This window comes from Campylobacter sp. RM12651 (genome assembly GCF_022369475.1).
Taxonomy (GTDB): domain Bacteria; phylum Campylobacterota; class Campylobacteria; order Campylobacterales; family Campylobacteraceae; genus Campylobacter_E.
Genome location: NZ_CP059600.1, coordinates 1,933,002 through 1,951,757, shown reverse-complemented (window position 1 = coordinate 1,951,757; position 18,756 = coordinate 1,933,002). Strand labels below are relative to the sequence as shown.

Here is an 18,756-nt window from a genome sequence, read left to right as displayed (position 1 = left end):
TCTCCTTTAATGTCATTGCTTGTTTATTTTTTTATACAGCAAACAACTAGTATGTTCTCCATAATCACAAGCTTTTTTAATTAATTCAATAGACTTTTTAATATCATTTTCATATAAACTTGATAAAGCTAAACAGCTTTCCCCGTCTTTATTATCGCAAGCTTTAGTCCATAATTCTTTTGTTTTTTCAATATCTTTTGCAACGCCAATTCCAGAATAATACATAAAGCCTAAAAATCCACAAGCACCAAAATCTTGTAGTTCGCAACTTTTAGTATAAAATTCTCTCGCCTTATTTAAATCTTGTTTTATGCCATCTCCTTTAAAATACATAGAACCTAAATTCGTGCAAGCAAAAGTATGTCCACCATCACAAGCTTTAATATAAAACTCACTTGCTTTTTTTAAATCTTGTTTTACTCCGTTTCCTTGTTCGTAAGATAATCCTATATTAAAACAAGAAGAAGCATCTTTACCTTTACAAGCCTTAATCCATAATTTATTCGCTTTTTTAAAATCCTGCTCCACATCTTCGCCACTTGCATATAAATATCCAAGAGCATCACAAGCTTTATAATCGTTTTTATTGCAAGCTTTTTCTAATCCACTAATATCAACTGCACCTAAAACACTTGCACCTAAAAGTGCTAAACATAATAATTTTTTCACCTTACTTCCTTTAAATTTCTAATTTAATCTTTCAAATTCTCAATACTTTTACAAGCTCTTTCATCGCCTAAATCACAAGCTTTTTTTAAATATTCTTTAGCTTTTTTATTCTTATATAAAAATGATAAAAAATAACACCCAACAGCATAATTATGATTACAAGATTTGGTATAGAATTTAATAGCTTTTTTCTTGTTTTGTTGCGTTCCAATCCCATAAGCATTCATAAAACCTACTGCATAACAAGCTTCATATAAGTTATTTTCACAAGCTTTAGTATAAAGATTTATGGCTTTAGTATAATTTTGCTTAGTTCCTATTCCGCTCTCATATAAAAACCCTAAATCATAACAAGCTTGCATATTTTTATTCTTACAAGCTTTAGACCATAAATTATAAACTTGTTTTAAATCATTTTCGTATTCAATTGGCTCTTTTGTAAAATCAATATTTTTAAAAATCTCAAATCCTAAGTCATAATCATTTGCTAACAAAACTTTAAATATAAGCAAACAAACGAGCTTTTTCAATTTAAATTCCTAAATAATCCTTAAGCAATAAAAATGCTGCAATGCTATCTTGTTTGCCATCTTTTTTTTTGCTACTAATAATTTTTGCTGCTTGTTTGCTTGTAAAACTCTCATCGTGATAGACTATATTGCTAAATTCAATTAGTTTTGAAAAATGCTCCACTCTTCTTCTCATCTCATCTTCAGCACTACCACCCATTGGAATTCCTATTACAATTTTAGTGATTTTGTGCTTTTTGATTAGTTCTTTTACTTCTGTGGCTGCTTGATTGCGATTTATTCTAATTATTGCAGGTTGTGGCATAGGAATTTTCATTATGCTAATTGCAACGCCAATTCGTTTAAGTCCTAAATCAAGTGCAAGTATATTTTCCATTAAACACTCCTAACTAAAACTCCATCAATTATTATTTTTCCATCAAGTTCATAATCATATACTAATTCGCCGTATCGCTCTAAGGCTTCATCAAGATTTGCTCCGTTTTTGCAAAATTCTAAAAACTCATCGTAGTTTTGAGTGTAGCATTTTTGAACGCTGAAGTATTCTTGCATTTGTGCTACGAAAATATCAATATCATAAATTATTTTTGCCTTATAGTTTGCGATTAGCTCGTTTGTGCCATCACTTTCTCCTATTCTTTGGGCTAACACATAAATATCTTTTCCATATTCTAGGGCGTGTTTTGCTGAATTTAATGAACCGCTTTTAAGGTCTGCTTGGGTGATGATTAAAATATCTCCAAGAGCTACTACAAGGCGATTTCTAGCTAAAAAATCGTGTTTTAATGGGATATGATTTGGCTCGTTTTCGCTTAGCGCTAGGGCGTTTTCATATATTTGTTTGATGATTAATTCATTGCTTTTTGGATAGATTTTATTAAGCCCATTTGCAAAAATTCCTATATGATAAGGCAGGCTTGCTTTTGCACTTTCAATATCTACTCCAATTGCTCCACCACTTACTACGCAAATACCTATTTGGCTTAGTTTTTGTGCTAGTTTAAAGGTTAGATTTTTTGTATAAACGCTCATTTTTCTAGAGCCTACTATACTTATTTTAGGCATTTTTAAAAGTTCTAAATTGCCTTTATAATAAATCTTATTAGGCGGGTTTTTAAGAGTATTAAACTCATTTATAATCGTTGTATATATCATCTATATAAACTAGCTCAACTTTAGAAAAGTCATATTCGCTAATTGCTTTTAGGCTATTTTTGTGTGGGTGTGCTATGGCTATTGCTCTTTTGTGTTTTAGGGCAAATTCTACTGCTTCATCTAGCTTTTTGCGAATATCATTTAAATCTTGTGAATTATCTAAAAATACATTTCTGTGTATATAAAATTGATTAAATTCTTTTGCAATTGTAGGTGCTTTTGTGTTAGCACTAGTCCTTGAATCAACGAAAATCAAATCATATTTTTTCAATGCTTTAAATAAATTTCTCATAGCGTTTTCATCTTCGCTAAATAATGAGCCTGTATGATTGTTTAGATATTTTAGATTTGGAAAAGCGATTTTGATATTTTTAATCCTATTTTCAATCACTTGATAACTATCACTTGGAGTAAGGGTTAGCGGCTCTTCTTTATTAAACTTTAAAGCCCTTAAAGGAAGGTGTATCATAAAAGATTTAAATTCTTTTGAATATTTATTAGTGTCTGGGTGATTGTTTGTGTTAGGAAAAAAGCTCGGAGTGATTTTTTTACCATTTTTAATAATTTTTTTGATTTCTTCGCTTTGTTCTTTTGTCGCAACATCATCAATAATAATTGCTAACTTTGCCTTAATATTAGTAGCACTTGCTAAAGAACCAAAGGCTGAAGTTTCTTTAGTATCAAAACAAGTTACGCTAGTTACCTTACAATTATCATCATTTTTTTCTAAATCCATATTAGCAAATATATCACTAAAATTTTGATTTAAATTCTTTTCTTTATCAATGCTTTTTTCATTTTTATAATTATTTATAGCATTTACTATTGTTTGCGGTTTTGGTTTTTGAATTTCTTTTTGAGTTTTTATCTCTTTAGTTTCGCTAATTTGCTCTTTGCTTTCGTATATATTTAAATATACTAAAAGCCCTATGCCAAATAATAATAAAAATAAAAAAATTATTTTAAGAGTTTTAGCAAAGCTAGAATTAGCTTTGCTTTTTTGCTTTTTTTTAGCCATTAATTTTTATCTTGTTGAACTAATTTGCTTTTTTCAATCCAAGGCATCATTTTGCGTAATTTAACGCCAGTTTGTTCTAAAAGGCTGTTTTTAGTAATATTGCGTCTTGCATTCATTTTTGGATAATTTGCACGGCTTTCTAAGATGAAATCTTTTGCAAATGTGCCATCTTGAATATCTTTTAATACTTTTTTCATAGCTTTTTTGCTATCTTCGTTTATAACTTTTTCGCCTGTAATATAATCGCCGTATTCAGCCGTATTTGAAATAGAATATCTCATATCAGCAATTCCGCCTTGATACATTAAATCAACGATTAATTTCATTTCGTGTAAGCACTCAAAATATGCCATTTCAGGCTCATATCCAGCTTCTACAAGTGTATTAAATCCTGCTTCAATAAGTGCAGTTAAACCTCCACAAAGCACTGCTTGTTCGCCGAAAAGGTCTGTTTCTGTTTCGTCTTTAAATGTAGTTTCAATTATAGCTGTGCGTCCGCCACCAATTGCACTTGCATAGCTTAGTGCTAGAGCTTTTGCATTACCGCTTTCATCTTGAGCAACTGCTATTAAATCAGGAACACCACCACCAATTACAAATTCATTTCTTACCGTATGACCTGGTGCTTTAGGTGCTATCATTATAATATCTACTCCTTTTGGAGCTACAATTTGTCCGTAATGAACATTAAATCCGTGAGCAAATGCTATAGCTTTTCCTTCGCTTAAGTTTGGTTTAATTTCGCTATTAAAAATTTGAGCTTGAAACTCATCAGGAGTTAAAATCATAATAACATCAGCTTTTTTAGTCGCATCAGCTACGCTTAAAACTTCAAAACCTTTAGCACGAGCTTTATTAGCCGAGCTTCCTTCTCTTAGACCAATTATAACTTTTACACCACTATCTCTTAAGTTTTCAGCGTGAGCGTGTCCTTGTGAGCCAAAACCAATAATCGCAACTATTTTGCTTTTAATTAAACCTAAATCGCAATCACGATCATAATAAACATTTACTGCCATATTTTTCCTTTTTCTTTTGATTTAATTAAGCAAATTATAACTATTTTAGTTACAATCTAATAAAAAAATATCAAATTTTATTTACTTAAAAGGTTTATTATGCAAGATTTTATTAGTAAAAGAATAAAAAGCCTACCTCCGCTTAATGAAAGCACTTTAGAAATTCAAAGAATTTGTAATGACGAAAACTCATCTTTAAAAGATTTAGCGAAAATAGTTGAAAAAGACCCAATGCTAACTGCAAATATTTTAAAATCAGCAAATTCGCCTTTATACGGATTTTCAAGAGAAATTAGTAGTGTTGATAGGGCTGTTAATTTGTTTGGAATGACAACTATTAAAGGATTTGCTTTAAATGCAGCTGTTAAAAACTCTTTTAAAATCAATTTAAGTGCTTACAATATGAATGAAGCAATGTTTGCAAAAATCTCAACTATGCAAAATTCATTAGCAATTAATTGGCTTAATAGAAGTGCAGACAATACTAAAAAAGTCGTAATTCCAGCATCGTTTTTGCTAGAAATTGGCAAGATAATTATATCTTCTGAATTAGTTGAAACAAATAAAGCAGAAGAATTTAAAAATGGATTAAGTGATTTAAGAAATATTAAAGAATTAAGTGATTATGAAAAGCAATTTTTAGGAATGAGTAGCGAAGAAGTAACTTCTATGATATTTGATAAATGGAATCTTGAAGTTGATATGATTGATGCTATTTTTTATAGTGTAAATCCAGAAAACGCAAGTAATGATATAAAAAAGAATGCAATTGCATTAAATATAGTTTCAAATCTTATTAATATTTTTGGATTTTTTAATGAAGAAATGATAGTTCAATGTGTATTAGACGCTAAAAATAATGGCTTATTAGGAGATAAATTAATAGACGCTATTAAAGTAGTAGAACAAGATGCTTGAGTTTTTAGAAAACATTAGGCAAGGTTTTAATAAGCTTAATGCTAATTCAAAACAAAAAGAAATAATTAAAGTCTTATTAACAGAAAAAATAGTAAGCGAATACAATAATAAAATCTATTTTAATAATGGATTTTATTATGGCAAAATGGATATAAATTCTAAAGGCGATGGATTTTTACAAGCGTCGTTTTTAGAGCGAGATTTACTCATAAAATCAAAAGACTTACATTCAGCAAGATACGGCGATATTGTAATTGCAAAAAAGATTAAAAAGCAAAAAGGTCGCCCAAGTGCTGCTGTAATACTTGTCTTAAAAAGAGAAGAAGAATTTTCTTTAGTTATTACTCAAATGCTAAAAAATGTAGTATTTGGAAAATGCTTTAAAACAGGACTTTTAAGACAACTTAGTGTGTCTCAAAAATCATTAAAAGCCTTACCTGTTGGCACTATTTTAAAGATTGATAATGCAAGTTCAAATGTAGTAGAAGTGCTAGGGCATATTAGTGATGAAAAAGTAGATGAAAAAATCTCTATGGCTTTATTTAATAAAACTGAAGAATTTGATAAAGCGTGTTTAGATGAAGCAAATGCTTATAGTGGCAGTGTTGATGCTAGTTTTTATCCTGATAGACTTGATTTAAGGCATTTGCCATTTTGCACGATAGACCCAATTCACGCAAAAGATTTTGATGATGCTATTTATTTTGATGAAAAAAATCAGATTTTATATGTAGCAATTGCTGATGTAAGCGAATATGTAAGGGCTTTTAGTGCTTTAGATAACGAAGCTTTAAAGCGTGGATTTAGTATATATTTTCCACATAAAAGCATTCCTATGTTGCCAAGAGTTTTAAGTGAGGGAATTTGTTCTTTAAACCCAAATGAAGACAGGCTTTGCTTTGGTTTTAAAATATATTTTGAAGGTGCAAAAGTAATAAAAGAAGAAATCTATGAAGGCATAATTAATTCAAAAAGAAGATTTAATTACGATGAAGTAGATGAGTATTTAGACAAAAAAACTGATTTAAAAGAATGCAATTATTTATATTCTTTAAATGAGCTTACAAAAAAGATAAGAAACGCTAGATTAAATAAAGGTTTTAATTTTTTAACAGAAGAGCTAAGAATGGAGATTGATAGCGACTGGCAAATTACTAAGACATATTACGAGCAATCAACAAGGTCTCATCAATTGATTGAGGATTGTATGCTACTTGCTAATAAAGCAGCGGCTAAAATGTGCCCTGATTTAGCTATTTTTAGAAATCATCAAAGCCCAAATTACAATAAAATCGCTGCTATGTATGAAGAATTGCAATTATTAGGACTTGATTTTAGTGGTGGAGAAAATATCTATGAAAATATCAAAAATATTCAGAGCTTAGCAGATGAATTAAATATCCGTGCTGAAGTAGATAAAATCATCATTCGTTCATTTAAAAAAGCTGAATATGGACATGAAAATAAAGGGCATTTTGCATTAGGATTTGAAAGGTATTCGCATTTTACAAGTCCTATTAGAAGATATTCGGATTTGATTTTGCATAGATTATTAAAAGCTCTTATGAAAAATCAAGATAAACTATTTACATACCTTAGCACGAACCTTGAGAATAAATGTTTTGAAGTTAGTAATCTTGAAAGAGAAGCTGATAAGGTGGCAATGGATTTTTGTGATAGGGTTTATGCAAGATATTTTCATAAAAATATTGGTAAAAGATTTTATGTAAAAATCACTAAAAACGAAGATATTACAATAGGTGTTTTAGATGATGAGTTTAAGGGTGCAAGGATATTTATTGCAAATCCTAATGTAACTTTATTTTCTAGGGTTTTAGTTGAGATTTATGAAGTAGATTTAATAAGCGCTAAGGTTTTTGCTAGGATAGTTAAAGATGTATGAAGCAGAATTTAACAAAATAAAAAACAATCTTCCTAATGCCTTTATGCTTTATGGGGCGTGTAGATTAAGCATATTTATAAACTTAGAAATCATAAAAAGTCTGAAAAAATACGATGAAAGGCTGATTTTAAGAGATAGCGATTATAAATTAAATAAAGCTGTTGATTTTTTAAGTGAGAGTTCGTTATTTGCTAGTTCTAAGCAATTGATTTTGGAATTTGAAAAAGGAATTTCAAGTAAGGATTTAAAAGAAATTCTAAAACATATTAATAGTGAAAATCAATTAATATTAGCTATTTATGATGGAAAAGCTTTAAAAGATTTAGAATTAAGTATTAATAATAATTTTGTTAGATTTTTTGAGAAAAAGACTAGCTTTGAGCAAATTGCTTTATTAAAAGAAATTACTAATTTTTATAAAATAAATGCTAGTGAAGAAGCCTTGCAATATCTTCAAAAAAATTATGAATTTGATATATTTAAAGCAGGTTGTGAGCTTTTAAAATATAAAAATCAAACACTAGATTTAAGCACTATTAAAGAGCATTTAGAAAGCGATAATGCTTTAGGGTTTGATGATTTTTTAAGTAATTTTTTAAAGACAAAAGAGCCAAATGAATATATTTATAAAATCTTAGAAAATGAAGATGAAATCGCTTTAATCAATAAACTTTATTCAAGTTTAATAAGACTTTTTACAATAAGTGCAAATCTAAAAACAAATGGTAGAATTGATTATAAAATAGCCTTTGGTTACACTCCACCAAGACAAGTTTGCGTAGAATTAGAAAATCAAGCTAGAAAATTATCTAATTTTTATGAAGAAATTTTCGCAATTTTATTAAACGCTGAATATGAATTAAAACTAAATAACAATAATTCTTCAAAAGAAATAGCATATTCAAATCTTTTAAAAATATATTTTTTAATAAACTCATAAAATATTAAGATTAAACTGCTAAAATCAAGCCTTGCTTTATGCAAAATTCCTTGCTTAGTAAATCTAGGCTTAATATCCAAAAGGAGAATCATGAGACATTATGAGGTTTTATTCATCGCAAAGCCAACGCTAACTGATGAAGAATTAAAAGCAAGAGTTGAGTTTGTTAAAGAAACTCTAGTAAAAAATGGTGCTGAAATTGCAAATACTATTGAAATGGGTACTAGAAAATTAGCTTACCAAATTGATAAATATGAGCGTGGCGTATATTATGTAATATATTTTAAAGCTCCAGGTTCATTAATTAAAGAACTTGAGCGTGTTTTAAAAATCACTGAAGATGTAATTAGATTTTTAATCGTTAAATACGAAAACAGACGCGAAATCGCTGCGTGGGAAATACTTTCTCAAGGCAAAAGATTAGGTAAAAAAGAAAGCAAAAAAGAAACTAAGGCTGAAACTCCAGCAGAATAAAGGATAAGATATGAATAAGGTTATTCTAATAGGTCGTTTGGTAAGAGATGTAGAAATAAAAACTATTAGTACAACAGGTAGTGCGGTAGTAAATAATGCAATGGCTGTTAGTAGATATAGAAGCTCAAACACAGGCGAAAGAATAGAAGAAACTTTATTTATAGATGTAGTGTTTTATGCTAGATTAGCAGAAATTGTAGGACAATATTTAAGAAAAGGTTCAAAACTAATGGTTGAAGGCTATTTACAACAACAAACTTGGGTAGATACAGCAACCAATCAAAATCGTTCAAAAATTCAACTTGTAGTTGAAAATATGGAAATGTTAGACAACAAACCTGATGAAATGCAAAATAATAATGCTCCTAGAAACAATTATCAAGCAAATAATAACTACAATAGACCTACTCAAAATAATTATCAACAAAATAATTATGCAAGAGAAGAGCAGAATTATCAAAGACAAAATAATTTTGCTGAAGAAAGAAATAATTATAATTATAACTCGGCAGATGATGCAGAGATACCATTTTAAAGGATAAATTATGGCAGAAAAAAGAAAGTATTCAAGAAAATATTGCAAATTTACAGAAGCAAAAGTTGATTTTATTGATTATAAAGATACAGCATTATTAAAACACGCATTATCAGAGCGTTTTAAAATAATGCCAAGAAGATTAACAGGAACAAGCAAAAAACACCAAGAAATGGTTGAGCTAGCTATTAAAAGAGCAAGAGCAGTTGCTTTAATTCCTTATGTATGCGACCGCAAAAACGTAGTTACAAATCCGTTTGAAGGTCTATAATTCTTAGGCTAGATTTTCTAGCCTAATTCTTTTATCATATGCAAAAATCAAAATAAATATAGCCAAAGTAATAAACAACTCACTTAAAGCATTTATCACACCTTTACTGCTTGCAAAATAACTATGTGCAAATTCTATAAAATAATGAAGTATCAAAGGCATTGATAATAAAAATAAATAAATACTTCTAAGCCTTATATAAATTGAAATTATAAGTAAAATCAAAAAAGAAACTAAAATATAAAAAATATCTATGAGCTCATAAAGAAGTAACGAGCAAGTAAGATATAAAATAATGCTAAAAAAATAATATAAATTATCTTTAGCAATTATAAATAATAATATAGATATAAATACAAATGCCATTAAACAAATAAAGAAAAGCTCGTTAGATTGGCTAATAAAACTTAAGGCACAAAATATGCAAAATACAAATATAAACGCATAAAACAAAGCCTTGAAAAAATCTTCTAATTCACAAGCAAGATTGATTTTATTTTTATCAATTAATAAGCTAAATAAAACCACTATAAAAGATGGGATAAATATCACAAAAGAAATAATCTGAAGTCCTGCAAAAGGAATTAATAAAAATATATCATCATATACTGCTTTTTCATCTATAAATATACGAAATATTTTAGTGATATTATCAGGTTTTATAAGCAAGTATAAAGCAAAAAATAAATAATAATAAATATTTAATTTTTTAATAGAAAAAGAAAAAGCTATGAAAGATCTTTCATTTGATTTAATCTCACTTATTAGCCAGTTTAAAAATATTTTCATATTTTATTCTTTAATTCCTATTAAAATATCACTCGCTTTTATTAAAACATTTACATTATCACTTATATTTAAATCCATCTTATTTGCACTATCGTTGGTTATGCTAGCTGTAATTAAAATTCCATTACAATTAATTTCTATTATGCTATATACCGAACCATTTTTTATACTTACGATTTTGCCATTTAGTTCATTTGCACTACTTAAACGAGTAGCACATTCGTTTTTGCTAACAATTACAGAATTTGCTTTAAATACTGCTATAGCATTATCATTTATTTTTAGATTTAAATCATCTACACTTTCTGTAGTTATTAAAGATTTGATTGTTTTATTGTTTTCTAATTTTGCAGTAACTAATGAAATAATAGGCGAACTCTCAACTTTAGTTATTTGTATTTTTAATATATTTCTTGCACTTAACATAATCTTCCTTTAAATTCATAAATTTCATCTAATAATAAAATAAAACCTATATTAAAAATTAAATGTATAATAGTTAAAAATCATAAAAAGGATATGAATGGGACTAAAAAGTGATGCTTGGATAAAAGAAATGGCATTAAAACACGAAATGATAACTCCATTTTGTGAAGAGAATGTAGGTAAAAATGTGGTTAGCTATGGACTTTCTAGTTATGGGTATGATATTCGTGTTGGGCGTGAGTTTAAAATATTTACAAATGTAAATAGCACTATGATTGACCCTAAGGATTTTAATGATAAAAATGTAGTTGATTTCGTAGGTGATGAGTGTATTGTTCCTGCGAATTCATTTGCACTTGCAAGAACGGTTGAATATTTTAAAATGCCAAGAGATGTATTAGCAATTTGTCTTGGTAAAAGCACTTATGCAAGATGTGGAATTATTGTAAATGTTACACCTTTTGAGCCTGGATTTTGCGGTCATATTACAATAGAAATTAGCAACACCACTCCACTACCTGCAAAAATATATGCAAATGAAGGTATAGCTCAAGTGTTATTTTTACAAGGTGATGAGCCTTGCATTACTTCTTATGCTGATAAAAAAGGTAAATATCAAAATCAAACAGGCATAACTCTTCCAAAAGTTTTAAAGTAATTTATCTTTAAGAATTTGAAAGTGATTTTTCAAATTCTTAAGTTTTATTATTATTCCAAATAATATTTGCATTCTAAAATTATTCTTAGCAAGCACCTTAATCTAAGGCAAATTAAATATTCAATAAAATATTTTATGAATAAAAATTATTTACTATTTAGTGCAATAATTTTATAATTTTTAACAAGTTTTAAAAATTAATTTTATTTTAAGGAGATTTATGAAAAAGATTTTTTTAAGCTGTGCTTTAGCGGCTTCAGTATTTGCTGCAGAGCAATTTAGCGGTAAAATTATTAATCTTTACACTTCAGTAGATGCGAAAAAAGCAGAAGGAAAACTACTTCCAACTAATGCTTTTGAGATAGTAAAAGACGGCGATTTAGCTGAACTTAAAATTAAAGGATATTACAATCCTAATCAAGGTAATATTTTATATTTTAATGACAAAAATAGAATTTTAGTAGCAGCATTTGGTAAAAATGCTAAAGTAGATTTTAAGGTTGAAAAAGAATTAAAAAATGGTTTTAAATTAGCTAGTATTAAAGTATTTGCTAAAAAAGATGAGCTAGTAGATTTAGAAAAATCAGCAAAACCACTTTTTGAAAAAGGTAAAGCTATGTTTGAAGAAAATTGTGGCATTTGTCATCCACTTCATCCTGTTAGTGAATTTAATGCAAATCAATGGCCAGCTACATTTAAGGCAATGGAGACTAGAACAGGAATTGATAAAGCTGATAGACAATTAGTAGTGCAATATCTACAAAAACATGCAAAAGATATGAAATAAAGGAGACATTATGCTAAATAGAAGAAGTTTTTTAAAAGGTTCAGCTGCAGTTGGTGCTATGAGTTTTGCACCTATAAATGTATTAGGAGCTGAAAGTAAAGCAGTTGCTAGTGGTTTAGTAAAAAATGGCGAAGTTGTAACGGGTGCACATTGGGGTATTTTAAAACTTACTATAAAAGATGGTAAGGTAGTAAAAAGTGAGCCATTTGATGCAAATCAAACTAAGAATTTAAAAAATGATTTACAACACTACACACCTGATTTAGTATATGCTAATCGTGTTAAATATCCTTATGTTAGAAAAAGTTTCTTAGAAAATCCACTAGATAATAAACCTGAACTTCGTGGTAAAGATGAGTGGGTTAGGGTAAGCTGGGATAAAGCTTTAAAATTAGTTGCAGAAAGTTTAAAAAGAACTTATGATGAAAAAGGAGCTAATGGGATTTTTGCAGGTAGCTATGGCTGGAAATCAAGCGGAAATGTGCATAATTCAAGAATATTACTTCATAGATTTATGAACTTAACGGGTGGATTTGTAGGCTCATTAGGAGATTACTCAACTGGTGCATCGCAAGTTATTATGCCTCATGTTGTTGGTTCTATTGAAGTTTATGAGCAACAAACTAACTTGGATTTAGTATTAGAAAATACAAAAGTTATAGTTATTTGGGGTGCAAATCCTATTGATACTTTAAAAATTGCTTGGACTGTAACTGATGGCGAAGGTCGTGCATATATGGAAAAAATCAAAGAAAGCAAAATAAAAGTAATTTGCATAGACCCAAGAGCTAGTTCAACTGTTAAATTCTTTGAAGGTAAAGGTGAGTGGTTAGCTCCACGCCCAAATACTGATGTGGCAATGATGATGGGTATGGCTACATATTTAATTGATAATAAGCTTTATGATGCTGAATTTATGGAGAATTACACAATAGGATTTGATAAATTTAGTGATTATTTAATGGGTAAAACTGATGGCGTTAAAAAAGATAGCAAATGGGCTGAAAATATTTGCGGAATTAAAGCAAGTGTAATTGAGAATTTAGCTAAGGAATTAAGAGAAAATCTAAGTTTAGTAATGAGTGGTTGGGGTATGCAAAGAGCTCATCACGGAGAGCAACCTCATTGGATGCTTGTAACTTTATGTGCAATGCTAGGTCATATTGGTAAAGATGGTGGCGGATTTGGTTTAAGCTATCATTATTCAAATGGTGGTGTTGCTACAACTAATGCTCCAATAGTAGGTGGAATTAACGCTAGTATGAATGGTCTTTGGGATAAAGGTGTATTTAAGGGCGTTAAACAAGGAACATTTGATAAAAATGGTAAATTTATACCTGGAAATAGTGGTGCAGGTGAAAATCTACCTGAGTGGTTATCAAAGACAAGTGATAATGAAATTCCTGTAGCAAGAATTGCTGATATGCTATTAAACCCAGGTAAAACAATAGACCACAATGGCAAAAAAATTACTTATAGTGATATAGATTTTGTTTATTGGGTAGGTGGTAACCCATTCGTTCATCATCAAGATTTAAAAACTCTAAAAAAAGCTTGGCAAAAGCTAAAAACCGTTGTAGTAAATGAGATTTACTGGACTCCAACTGCTAGAATGGCTGATATATTATTACCTACAACTAGCCAATATGAAAGAAATGATATTTCTATGAGTGGGGATTATTCTAATATGCATATAGTTCCTATGAAAGCTGCTGTTATGCCAGTTGAAGAGAGTAAAGATGATATGCAAATCTTTGTTGAACTTGCTAAAGTTTATGGAACTCTTTGTGCGATTAGCAAGGGTGCAAGTGAAAAAGATGCAGCAATGTTAGCTACAAAATTAGTAAATGCTTATACAGAAAATCAAACTCCAGAGCAAATGATAGAAAAATACTATAACGCTGCTAAGAAAAGCACAAGCGTAGAAATGCCTGAATTTAAAGAGTTTTGGGAAAACAATAAAGCATTGAAATTTGAAGCTTCTCAAGATGCTTATGAGTTCGTTAGATTTAAAGACTTCGTAGAAGACCCTATCTTAAATCCATTAGGAACTCCGAGTGGTTTGATTGAGATTTATAGTGAAACTATTGAAAAAATGAACTATAAAGATTGTAAAGCCCATCCTATGTGGTTTGAACCAATTGAATGGCTTGGTATGAAAGAAAAGAGCGCAGAATTTCATATGATTAGCCCGCATCCAACGAGCCGCTTACATTCACAACTATGCCACACAAGTTTAAGAGAAACTTATGCTGTAAATGGGCACGAGCCTATTTTAATCAATAGCGAAGATGCTAAGGCTAAAGGTATTAAAAATGGAGATTTAGTTGAGGTTTTCAATGCTCGTGGTAAAGTTATTGCAGGAGCAGTTGTAAGCAATGATGTATTAAAAGGCGTAGTAGTGTTACAAGAAGGTGGCTGGTATGACCCTGATGATAATAATGATTGCAAATACGGATGTGCGAATGTGCTAACAATAGATATTCCAACAAGCGAACTTGCAAACGGAAATATCTCTCATACAGCTTTAGTAAATATCAAAAAATTTGAAGGCGAAAAACCTGAAATCGTAGTATTCACTGAACCTGTAAAAGCATAATATTAGGGGCATTTGCCCCTAGAATTTAATTTTAATTATTCATTATTTTTTCAAAATCAAAAAACCATTCTACTTCTTCAATATCATTAAATTTATCGGATAAATTTGATAATTTAACTATTTTAAAACCACATTTATTAACATAAAAATGAATATTTCTTATTTCAAAATAAGGTGTGGTTGTAGTCCAAACTTTAGTTTTAGGAAAAGTTTTTCCCACCATTTGCCAAGTTTTAAAACCATAGCCTTTATTATGAAATTCTTCAAGTATATAAAATAAATCAAGATTATTTGTTGGGTATTTTCATCTATTAAAAGACATACTCCACCTATTTTTACACCATTGTCATATACATAAAAATTTTTAGCATTTTTATTCTCTAAAGATTTGAAAATCTCATCGATGGTGATTACATTTTCATTGGTTTTATCTCTAAGACTTATTTGAAAAGTATTTTGCATATCTTTTGCGAAATTAAAAAACTCATCACTAGAAATTTCTATTAATTCCATAATCTTCCCTTGATTTAGATTGAAATTATTTAATTAGCTTGTTGAAAAGTTTTTATAGTGATTAACCACTTGGTATTTAATTGTTATCTTGATGGTTGTATTCAATCTAAGAATTAAAGAGTAAAAAATTCACTCAAGATTTGGCACTATTTTTAGTGGTTTTGCTAAGCAAGTGGGTTGATTAGTATTTTTTATAAAGAAGTCTGTGCGATAAATATGAGATAAATTTTTTATATTACTAAGTTTTAAATTCCTTAAAATTAATAATTACAAGTGAATTTATAATTTAAATTTGAATATTAAAAACTCATAGTATTTAATGAGCCTATGAAAGCATAGTTAAGGGGATTTTCCCCTTTTTAATAATTATTTAATTTAACACAACCCTCTTTTGAGCCGAACGAACACGCAAGATTATATAGTTGTTTTATTTTGTCTAAGTTTTCTTTAGAATTTGAGTTTTTAGCTAATTCATCAGCGACTTTAATGCAAGAATTTGCATCTTTATCTTTTATACATTTTGTTTGATTGCTTATTAAATCAGGGTTTGATAAAAGTTCCATAGGGTTTAAATTACTTAATTTAAAATCATTACAAGCACTAAAAACTAATGCAACTAAAATAGCAAGGGTTTTTTTCATTATATCTCCTTATTTGTAATTAGATAATAATTATACCCCCCCCCCTAAGTTAATGTATGATAAATATTTTTAGAAAACTGATTTATTAAAAAATACAAATTCTATTATCGTTTTTCTTTACAACTCTAGCAAAGGCGTAGGCGTTTATGTTTGCATTGTGTAAAATATCTAAAGCTTTTTGAGTATCTTTTTCGTTAATGCTAAGGATTAATCCACCGCTTGTTTCTGGAGAATATAAAAGTAAATCATCTTCAATAAATGATTTTACAAGTCCTTTTAAACTATTTTTGTTTGTATAACTAGCTGCTCCAAAAAGCCCCAAATTAGCGTAATTTAAAGTGTTTTTATAATACTTTATCGCATCAGAATTGATTTCAATTGATATTTTATCATTTAGCATTTCGCTCAAATGCCCAATAAGTCCAAAGCCTGTAATATCAGTGCAAGCATTGATTTTTATGCCATCTAAAAGTTCTAAAGCTTTATTATTTAGACTTTTCATACCATTTATACATTCGCTAAAATCATCGTCTAAATTAGCCTTAATAGCCATAGCGTTAAGACTTGTTCCTAGTGGTTTTGTAGCTATTAAAACATCATTTTCTAAGGACTTGTTATTGCTTAAAAAACTATCTTTTTTAACATAACCAGTAACGCTAAGCCCTAAAAATACTTCACTAGAATTTAAAGTATGCCCGCCAGCACAAAACCCACCCGCTAAATTAATAGTATCATTAAGCCCTGCTATCATTTGTTTTAAAATATCTTGAGATAAGCATTCGCTAAATGCAACTATATTCATAGCACTCATAACTTTTGCACCCATTGCAAAAATATCGCTTAATGAATTTGCTGCAGCAATTACAGCGTAATCATAAGCATCATTTACGATTGGGGTAATAAAATCAAGTGTTTGAACTAAGGCAAAATCTTCTAAATTAGTAGAAATTACCTTAGGATAATCAATAACACAAGCATCTTCATTACTAGTAGTTGAGCTTAATATAAATTCGCTAGGTTTAATATTAGCTAATGCGTTGTGTAAGTCAGCCTGACTTAGCTTAGCTCCTCAACCTGCGTGCTTGCTAAATTGAGTAAGTTTCATAGATTTACCATTTTTGTTTCAAATAAAGTATCTATTATCTCAACTGCGTTTGAACTTCTACCAATTTTTGGACTAACTTGAAAATAATTTAAGCAATTCGCACAACATAAAATATCAACTCCATCATCACTTAAAGCTTTTAAAGCATTAAATGCTGGATGAGTATCATCACAAGCTATAAAAACAGCTTCGTTTATTAATACAACTTTTTGAATTTTTCTTTCTTTTACAGCAGTTAAAAATCCAATTAAAAGCATTGCTCCTAATTCGCCTTCGCCGACTTTTAAAGATTTTAAAAATATCCCTTCTTGTTGTTTTGTTTCATCTTTTGAGCTTTTTATTTCGCTTTTTCTTAATTTAAAGCAAAATCCATTAAGCTCAAATTCTTGATTTAAATTCTTAAGCAATCTTTGGATATTTTCTTTTGCTGCTTCGTTATCAACTATTATTTCTAACTCATCATTAATTGCTAAATTAATTAATGTTTTTTTTGTTTCAATTACAGGTATCGGACAAGCCTTGCCGCTAAAATCTAGTTTCATTATTCTTCCTTTTTAAATAGTTCGTTAAATCTTTTTTCTAAAAATTCTTCTAATTCTTTTTCTAATAATTCATAATTTTTCATAAATTCTAAAGCCTTAGGGCTAAGAATAGTTCCGCTATCTTTACTAGCTCCTTTTTTGCTAATAAATATATCTCCACCTAAAAATTTTTCTGTGCTAGTTTTCTTAGTCCAAGCCTTTTTATAACTCATATGAAGTTGTTTTGAGCTCTCATTAATTGAGCCAAATTTTTCTATGGCTTTTAATATCTCATAATTACCTTTTCCAAAAATTTCGCCGTCTTCTTCTAACCAGAATTTGATTTTAGGTGTTTTATTTTTCATAGCTATAACTCGGTGTTATTTTTCCATTTTTTGTAAGTTCTTTATACCAATAAGAATGCAAAATATATACTTCTTCTTCTTCTTTATATCCTGTTATCATTGCGTGAATTGAGCCTTTGATAGCAAATACAGCCATATATAAATGCACGAAAAACATAGCAGCACAAACAATGCCTAAGATATTATGAACTATTGCACTAAGTCTTAAAATATTAATATGACTAATTCCTAACATATTTTGTAAAAATTCGCTTTGAAAATCTAAAAAGAACATAAACGCACCAGTAATTATCATAATAGCTCCACCAAAAACGGCTATGTAATACCACATTTTTTGACCGAAATTGTATTTTCCCGCCGGAACAGGTCTTTTAACCTTGCTTAAATATCCACCTACTATCATAAGCCATTTTATGTCATAACTAGCAGGTAACATTCTTTTAATCCAGCAAAAAAACATAGGAATAATTGAGATAAAAAATAAAATAGTAGCAACTCCGTGAAGATTTTTGCAAAGTCTAACAAATACTCCACCACCAAAATAATGACCATTCATAATGATTAAGCCTGTTGGAATTAATATAATCCAAGCAAGTGCAGCAATGAAATGAAAACCACGCTCAAATAATGAAAAGGCATATATTTTTTTGCCTTCGTGACTAAATGTTTTAGGTCCTATTACCATATAATGTAATGAAAACGCACAAAGCACTGCAATTAAGACAATTAAAGCAAGTGAAGCAATGTAACTTGATGCTAATATTGTCCAAATTTCTCCTAATTCATAGCTAGTAATATTAGTAACTCTTCCTGTAGTTGTTAAATCACTAGCATTTAAACAGGTAAATAAAAATGCTAATACAAAAAACTTTTTCATAATATCTTCCTAAAATGATTTTATTCTTTAATTTATATCAAAA

Annotated in this window: 21 protein-coding genes and 2 pseudogenes; 9 read left to right on the top strand and 14 right to left on the bottom strand. The window is 29.1% G+C overall.

All coding sequences use genetic code 11. The features are described from left to right. Positions 1-12: 12 nt before the first annotated feature. Genes AVBRAN_RS09720 through ilvC form a run of 6 tightly spaced genes read right to left on the bottom strand, consistent with a single transcriptional unit; the run spans position 13 to position 4,391 of the window. Positions 13-669: a tetratricopeptide repeat protein gene (locus AVBRAN_RS09720; RefSeq protein ID WP_239803140.1), complete on the bottom strand. Its 657-nt coding sequence runs from the start codon at positions 667-669 to the stop codon at positions 13-15. Between the two features lie 23 nt (positions 670-692). Then, on the bottom strand, positions 693-1,199 hold the full coding sequence (locus tag AVBRAN_RS09715; RefSeq protein WP_239803139.1) for a tetratricopeptide repeat protein: 507 nt from the start codon (positions 1,197-1,199) through the stop codon (positions 693-695). Between the two features lies 1 nt (position 1,200). After that, positions 1,201-1,575 carry a Holliday junction resolvase RuvX gene (ruvX, locus tag AVBRAN_RS09710; protein WP_214119608.1) on the bottom strand — a complete coding sequence of 125 codons (375 nt, stop codon included), beginning with the start codon at positions 1,573-1,575 and terminating at the stop codon, positions 1,201-1,203. Beyond that, positions 1,575-2,354 (bottom strand): DNA-processing protein DprA, encoded by a 780-nt coding sequence (locus AVBRAN_RS09705; RefSeq protein WP_214150099.1) that lies wholly within the window; start codon positions 2,352-2,354, stop codon positions 1,575-1,577. The genes ruvX and AVBRAN_RS09705 overlap by 1 nt, the downstream gene beginning before the upstream one ends. Beyond that, complete coding sequence (locus AVBRAN_RS09700; protein WP_239803138.1) at positions 2,329-3,372, bottom strand: divergent polysaccharide deacetylase family protein; 1,044 nt, start codon at positions 3,370-3,372, stop codon at positions 2,329-2,331. Before AVBRAN_RS09700 ends, AVBRAN_RS09705 begins: the two co-directional genes overlap by 26 nt. After that, entirely contained in the window at positions 3,372-4,391 is a 1,020-nt protein-coding gene (ilvC, locus tag AVBRAN_RS09695; RefSeq protein WP_214116355.1) for a ketol-acid reductoisomerase, read from the bottom strand. The genes AVBRAN_RS09700 and ilvC overlap by 1 nt, the downstream gene beginning before the upstream one ends. Before the next feature lie 99 nt (positions 4,392-4,490). On the opposite strand from ilvC, the gene AVBRAN_RS09690 reads away from it, so the two are divergent. From AVBRAN_RS09690 to rpsR, 6 genes are all read left to right on the top strand, one after another. Beyond that, entirely contained in the window at positions 4,491-5,309 is an 819-nt protein-coding gene (locus AVBRAN_RS09690) for an HDOD domain-containing protein (RefSeq protein WP_214116357.1), read from the top strand. Then, the gene (locus AVBRAN_RS09685) at positions 5,302-7,212 is read left to right on the top strand and encodes a ribonuclease R family protein (protein WP_214119601.1); all 1,911 of its coding nucleotides are present in this window, start codon (positions 5,302-5,304) and stop codon (positions 7,210-7,212) included. Before AVBRAN_RS09690 ends, AVBRAN_RS09685 begins: the two co-directional genes overlap by 8 nt. Then, positions 7,205-8,152, top strand: coding sequence for a hypothetical protein (locus tag AVBRAN_RS09680; protein ID WP_214119599.1), 948 nt, complete (start codon positions 7,205-7,207; stop codon positions 8,150-8,152). Before AVBRAN_RS09685 ends, AVBRAN_RS09680 begins: the two co-directional genes overlap by 8 nt. 90 nt (positions 8,153-8,242) lie before the next feature. Then, on the top strand, positions 8,243-8,626 hold the full coding sequence (gene rpsF, locus AVBRAN_RS09675; RefSeq protein ID WP_214116362.1) for a 30S ribosomal protein S6: 384 nt from the start codon (positions 8,243-8,245) through the stop codon (positions 8,624-8,626). A 10-nt stretch (positions 8,627-8,636) separates the two neighbouring features. Next, entirely contained in the window at positions 8,637-9,161 is a 525-nt protein-coding gene (gene ssb / locus AVBRAN_RS09670; RefSeq protein ID WP_214116364.1) for a single-stranded DNA-binding protein, read from the top strand. A 10-nt stretch (positions 9,162-9,171) separates the two neighbouring features. Beyond that, the gene (gene rpsR / locus AVBRAN_RS09665) at positions 9,172-9,432 is read left to right on the top strand and encodes a 30S ribosomal protein S18 (RefSeq protein WP_214116366.1); all 261 of its coding nucleotides are present in this window, start codon (positions 9,172-9,174) and stop codon (positions 9,430-9,432) included. 3 nt (positions 9,433-9,435) lie between these two features. On the opposite strand, the gene AVBRAN_RS09660 is transcribed toward rpsR, so the two are convergent. Next, on the bottom strand, positions 9,436-10,221 hold the full coding sequence (locus tag AVBRAN_RS09660; RefSeq protein WP_239803137.1) for a hypothetical protein: 786 nt from the start codon (positions 10,219-10,221) through the stop codon (positions 9,436-9,438). 3 nt (positions 10,222-10,224) lie between these two features. Next, positions 10,225-10,647: a TOBE domain-containing protein gene (locus AVBRAN_RS09655; protein ID WP_214116375.1), complete on the bottom strand. Its 423-nt coding sequence runs from the start codon at positions 10,645-10,647 to the stop codon at positions 10,225-10,227. Between the two features lie 97 nt (positions 10,648-10,744). Between AVBRAN_RS09655 and dcd the strand changes: the two genes are divergently transcribed. The 3 genes from dcd to AVBRAN_RS09640 all read left to right on the top strand — a co-directional run bounded on the left by dcd (position 10,745) and on the right by AVBRAN_RS09640 (position 14,691). Next, positions 10,745-11,305 carry a dCTP deaminase gene (gene dcd / locus AVBRAN_RS09650; RefSeq protein ID WP_214116378.1) on the top strand — a complete coding sequence of 187 codons (561 nt, stop codon included), beginning with the start codon at positions 10,745-10,747 and terminating at the stop codon, positions 11,303-11,305. Between the two features lie 220 nt (positions 11,306-11,525). Continuing rightward, the gene (locus tag AVBRAN_RS09645) at positions 11,526-12,092 is read left to right on the top strand and encodes a cytochrome C (protein ID WP_214116380.1); all 567 of its coding nucleotides are present in this window, start codon (positions 11,526-11,528) and stop codon (positions 12,090-12,092) included. Between the two features lie 10 nt (positions 12,093-12,102). Further along, a complete protein-coding gene (locus AVBRAN_RS09640; RefSeq protein WP_214116383.1) occupies positions 12,103-14,691 on the top strand; it encodes a molybdopterin-dependent oxidoreductase in 2,589 nt (862 codons plus the stop codon). A gap of 159 nt (positions 14,692-14,850) precedes the next feature. Here AVBRAN_RS09640 and AVBRAN_RS09635 read toward each other — a convergent pair whose 3' ends face one another. The 6 genes and pseudogenes from AVBRAN_RS09635 to AVBRAN_RS09610 all read right to left on the bottom strand — a co-directional run. Next, positions 14,851-15,204 (bottom strand): hypothetical protein, encoded by a 354-nt coding sequence (locus tag AVBRAN_RS09635; RefSeq protein ID WP_239803136.1) that lies wholly within the window; start codon positions 15,202-15,204, stop codon positions 14,851-14,853. 359 nt (positions 15,205-15,563) lie between these two features. Beyond that, entirely contained in the window at positions 15,564-15,845 is a 282-nt protein-coding gene (locus AVBRAN_RS09630; protein WP_214116386.1) for a hypothetical protein, read from the bottom strand. Between the two features lie 85 nt (positions 15,846-15,930). Then, a pseudogene (selD, locus tag AVBRAN_RS09625) lies at positions 15,931-16,902 on the bottom strand (selenide, water dikinase SelD); the annotation flags it as partial. 44 nt (positions 16,903-16,946) lie between these two features. Continuing rightward, the gene (gene yedF / locus AVBRAN_RS09620) at positions 16,947-17,492 is read right to left on the bottom strand and encodes a sulfurtransferase-like selenium metabolism protein YedF (RefSeq protein ID WP_214116389.1); all 546 of its coding nucleotides are present in this window, start codon (positions 17,490-17,492) and stop codon (positions 16,947-16,949) included. After that, positions 17,492-17,836, bottom strand: a complete 345-nt coding sequence (locus AVBRAN_RS09615) for a hypothetical protein (protein ID WP_214116391.1) — start codon at positions 17,834-17,836, stop codon at positions 17,492-17,494. Before AVBRAN_RS09615 ends, yedF begins: the two co-directional genes overlap by 1 nt. Beyond that, a pseudogene (locus AVBRAN_RS09610) lies at positions 17,826-18,644 on the bottom strand (formate dehydrogenase subunit gamma); the annotation flags it as partial. The gene AVBRAN_RS09615 and the pseudogene AVBRAN_RS09610, both read right to left, overlap by 11 nt. Positions 18,645-18,756 lie beyond the last annotated feature (112 nt).

Excerpts from the sequence above, each read along its gene's own strand:
- ruvX (WP_214119608.1), bottom strand. The coding sequence starts at position 1,575 with ATGGAAAATATACTTGCACTTGATTTAGGACTTAAACGAATTGGCGTT.
- AVBRAN_RS09705 (WP_214150099.1), bottom strand. The coding sequence starts at position 2,354 with ATGATATATACAACGATTATAAATGAGTTTAATACTCTTAAAAACCCG.
- AVBRAN_RS09700 (WP_239803138.1), bottom strand. The coding sequence starts at position 3,372 with ATGGCTAAAAAAAAGCAAAAAAGCAAAGCTAATTCTAGCTTTGCTAAA.
- ilvC (WP_214116355.1), bottom strand. The coding sequence starts at position 4,391 with ATGGCAGTAAATGTTTATTATGATCGTGATTGCGATTTAGGTTTAATT.
- AVBRAN_RS09690 (WP_214116357.1), top strand. The coding sequence starts at position 4,491 with ATGCAAGATTTTATTAGTAAAAGAATAAAAAGCCTACCTCCGCTTAAT.
- AVBRAN_RS09685 (WP_214119601.1), top strand. The coding sequence starts at position 5,302 with ATGCTTGAGTTTTTAGAAAACATTAGGCAAGGTTTTAATAAGCTTAAT.
- AVBRAN_RS09680 (WP_214119599.1), top strand. The coding sequence starts at position 7,205 with ATGTATGAAGCAGAATTTAACAAAATAAAAAACAATCTTCCTAATGCC.
- rpsF (WP_214116362.1), top strand. The coding sequence starts at position 8,243 with ATGAGACATTATGAGGTTTTATTCATCGCAAAGCCAACGCTAACTGAT.
- ssb (WP_214116364.1), top strand. The coding sequence starts at position 8,637 with ATGAATAAGGTTATTCTAATAGGTCGTTTGGTAAGAGATGTAGAAATA.
- rpsR (WP_214116366.1), top strand. The coding sequence starts at position 9,172 with ATGGCAGAAAAAAGAAAGTATTCAAGAAAATATTGCAAATTTACAGAA.
- AVBRAN_RS09660 (WP_239803137.1), bottom strand. The coding sequence starts at position 10,221 with ATGAAAATATTTTTAAACTGGCTAATAAGTGAGATTAAATCAAATGAA.
- AVBRAN_RS09655 (WP_214116375.1), bottom strand. The coding sequence starts at position 10,647 with ATGTTAAGTGCAAGAAATATATTAAAAATACAAATAACTAAAGTTGAG.
- dcd (WP_214116378.1), top strand. The coding sequence starts at position 10,745 with ATGGGACTAAAAAGTGATGCTTGGATAAAAGAAATGGCATTAAAACAC.
- AVBRAN_RS09645 (WP_214116380.1), top strand. The coding sequence starts at position 11,526 with ATGAAAAAGATTTTTTTAAGCTGTGCTTTAGCGGCTTCAGTATTTGCT.
- AVBRAN_RS09640 (WP_214116383.1), top strand. The coding sequence starts at position 12,103 with ATGCTAAATAGAAGAAGTTTTTTAAAAGGTTCAGCTGCAGTTGGTGCT.
- AVBRAN_RS09635 (WP_239803136.1), bottom strand. The coding sequence starts at position 15,204 with ATGGAATTAATAGAAATTTCTAGTGATGAGTTTTTTAATTTCGCAAAA.
- AVBRAN_RS09630 (WP_214116386.1), bottom strand. The coding sequence starts at position 15,845 with ATGAAAAAAACCCTTGCTATTTTAGTTGCATTAGTTTTTAGTGCTTGT.
- yedF (WP_214116389.1), bottom strand. The coding sequence starts at position 17,492 with ATGAAACTAGATTTTAGCGGCAAGGCTTGTCCGATACCTGTAATTGAA.
- AVBRAN_RS09615 (WP_214116391.1), bottom strand. The coding sequence starts at position 17,836 with ATGAAAAATAAAACACCTAAAATCAAATTCTGGTTAGAAGAAGACGGC.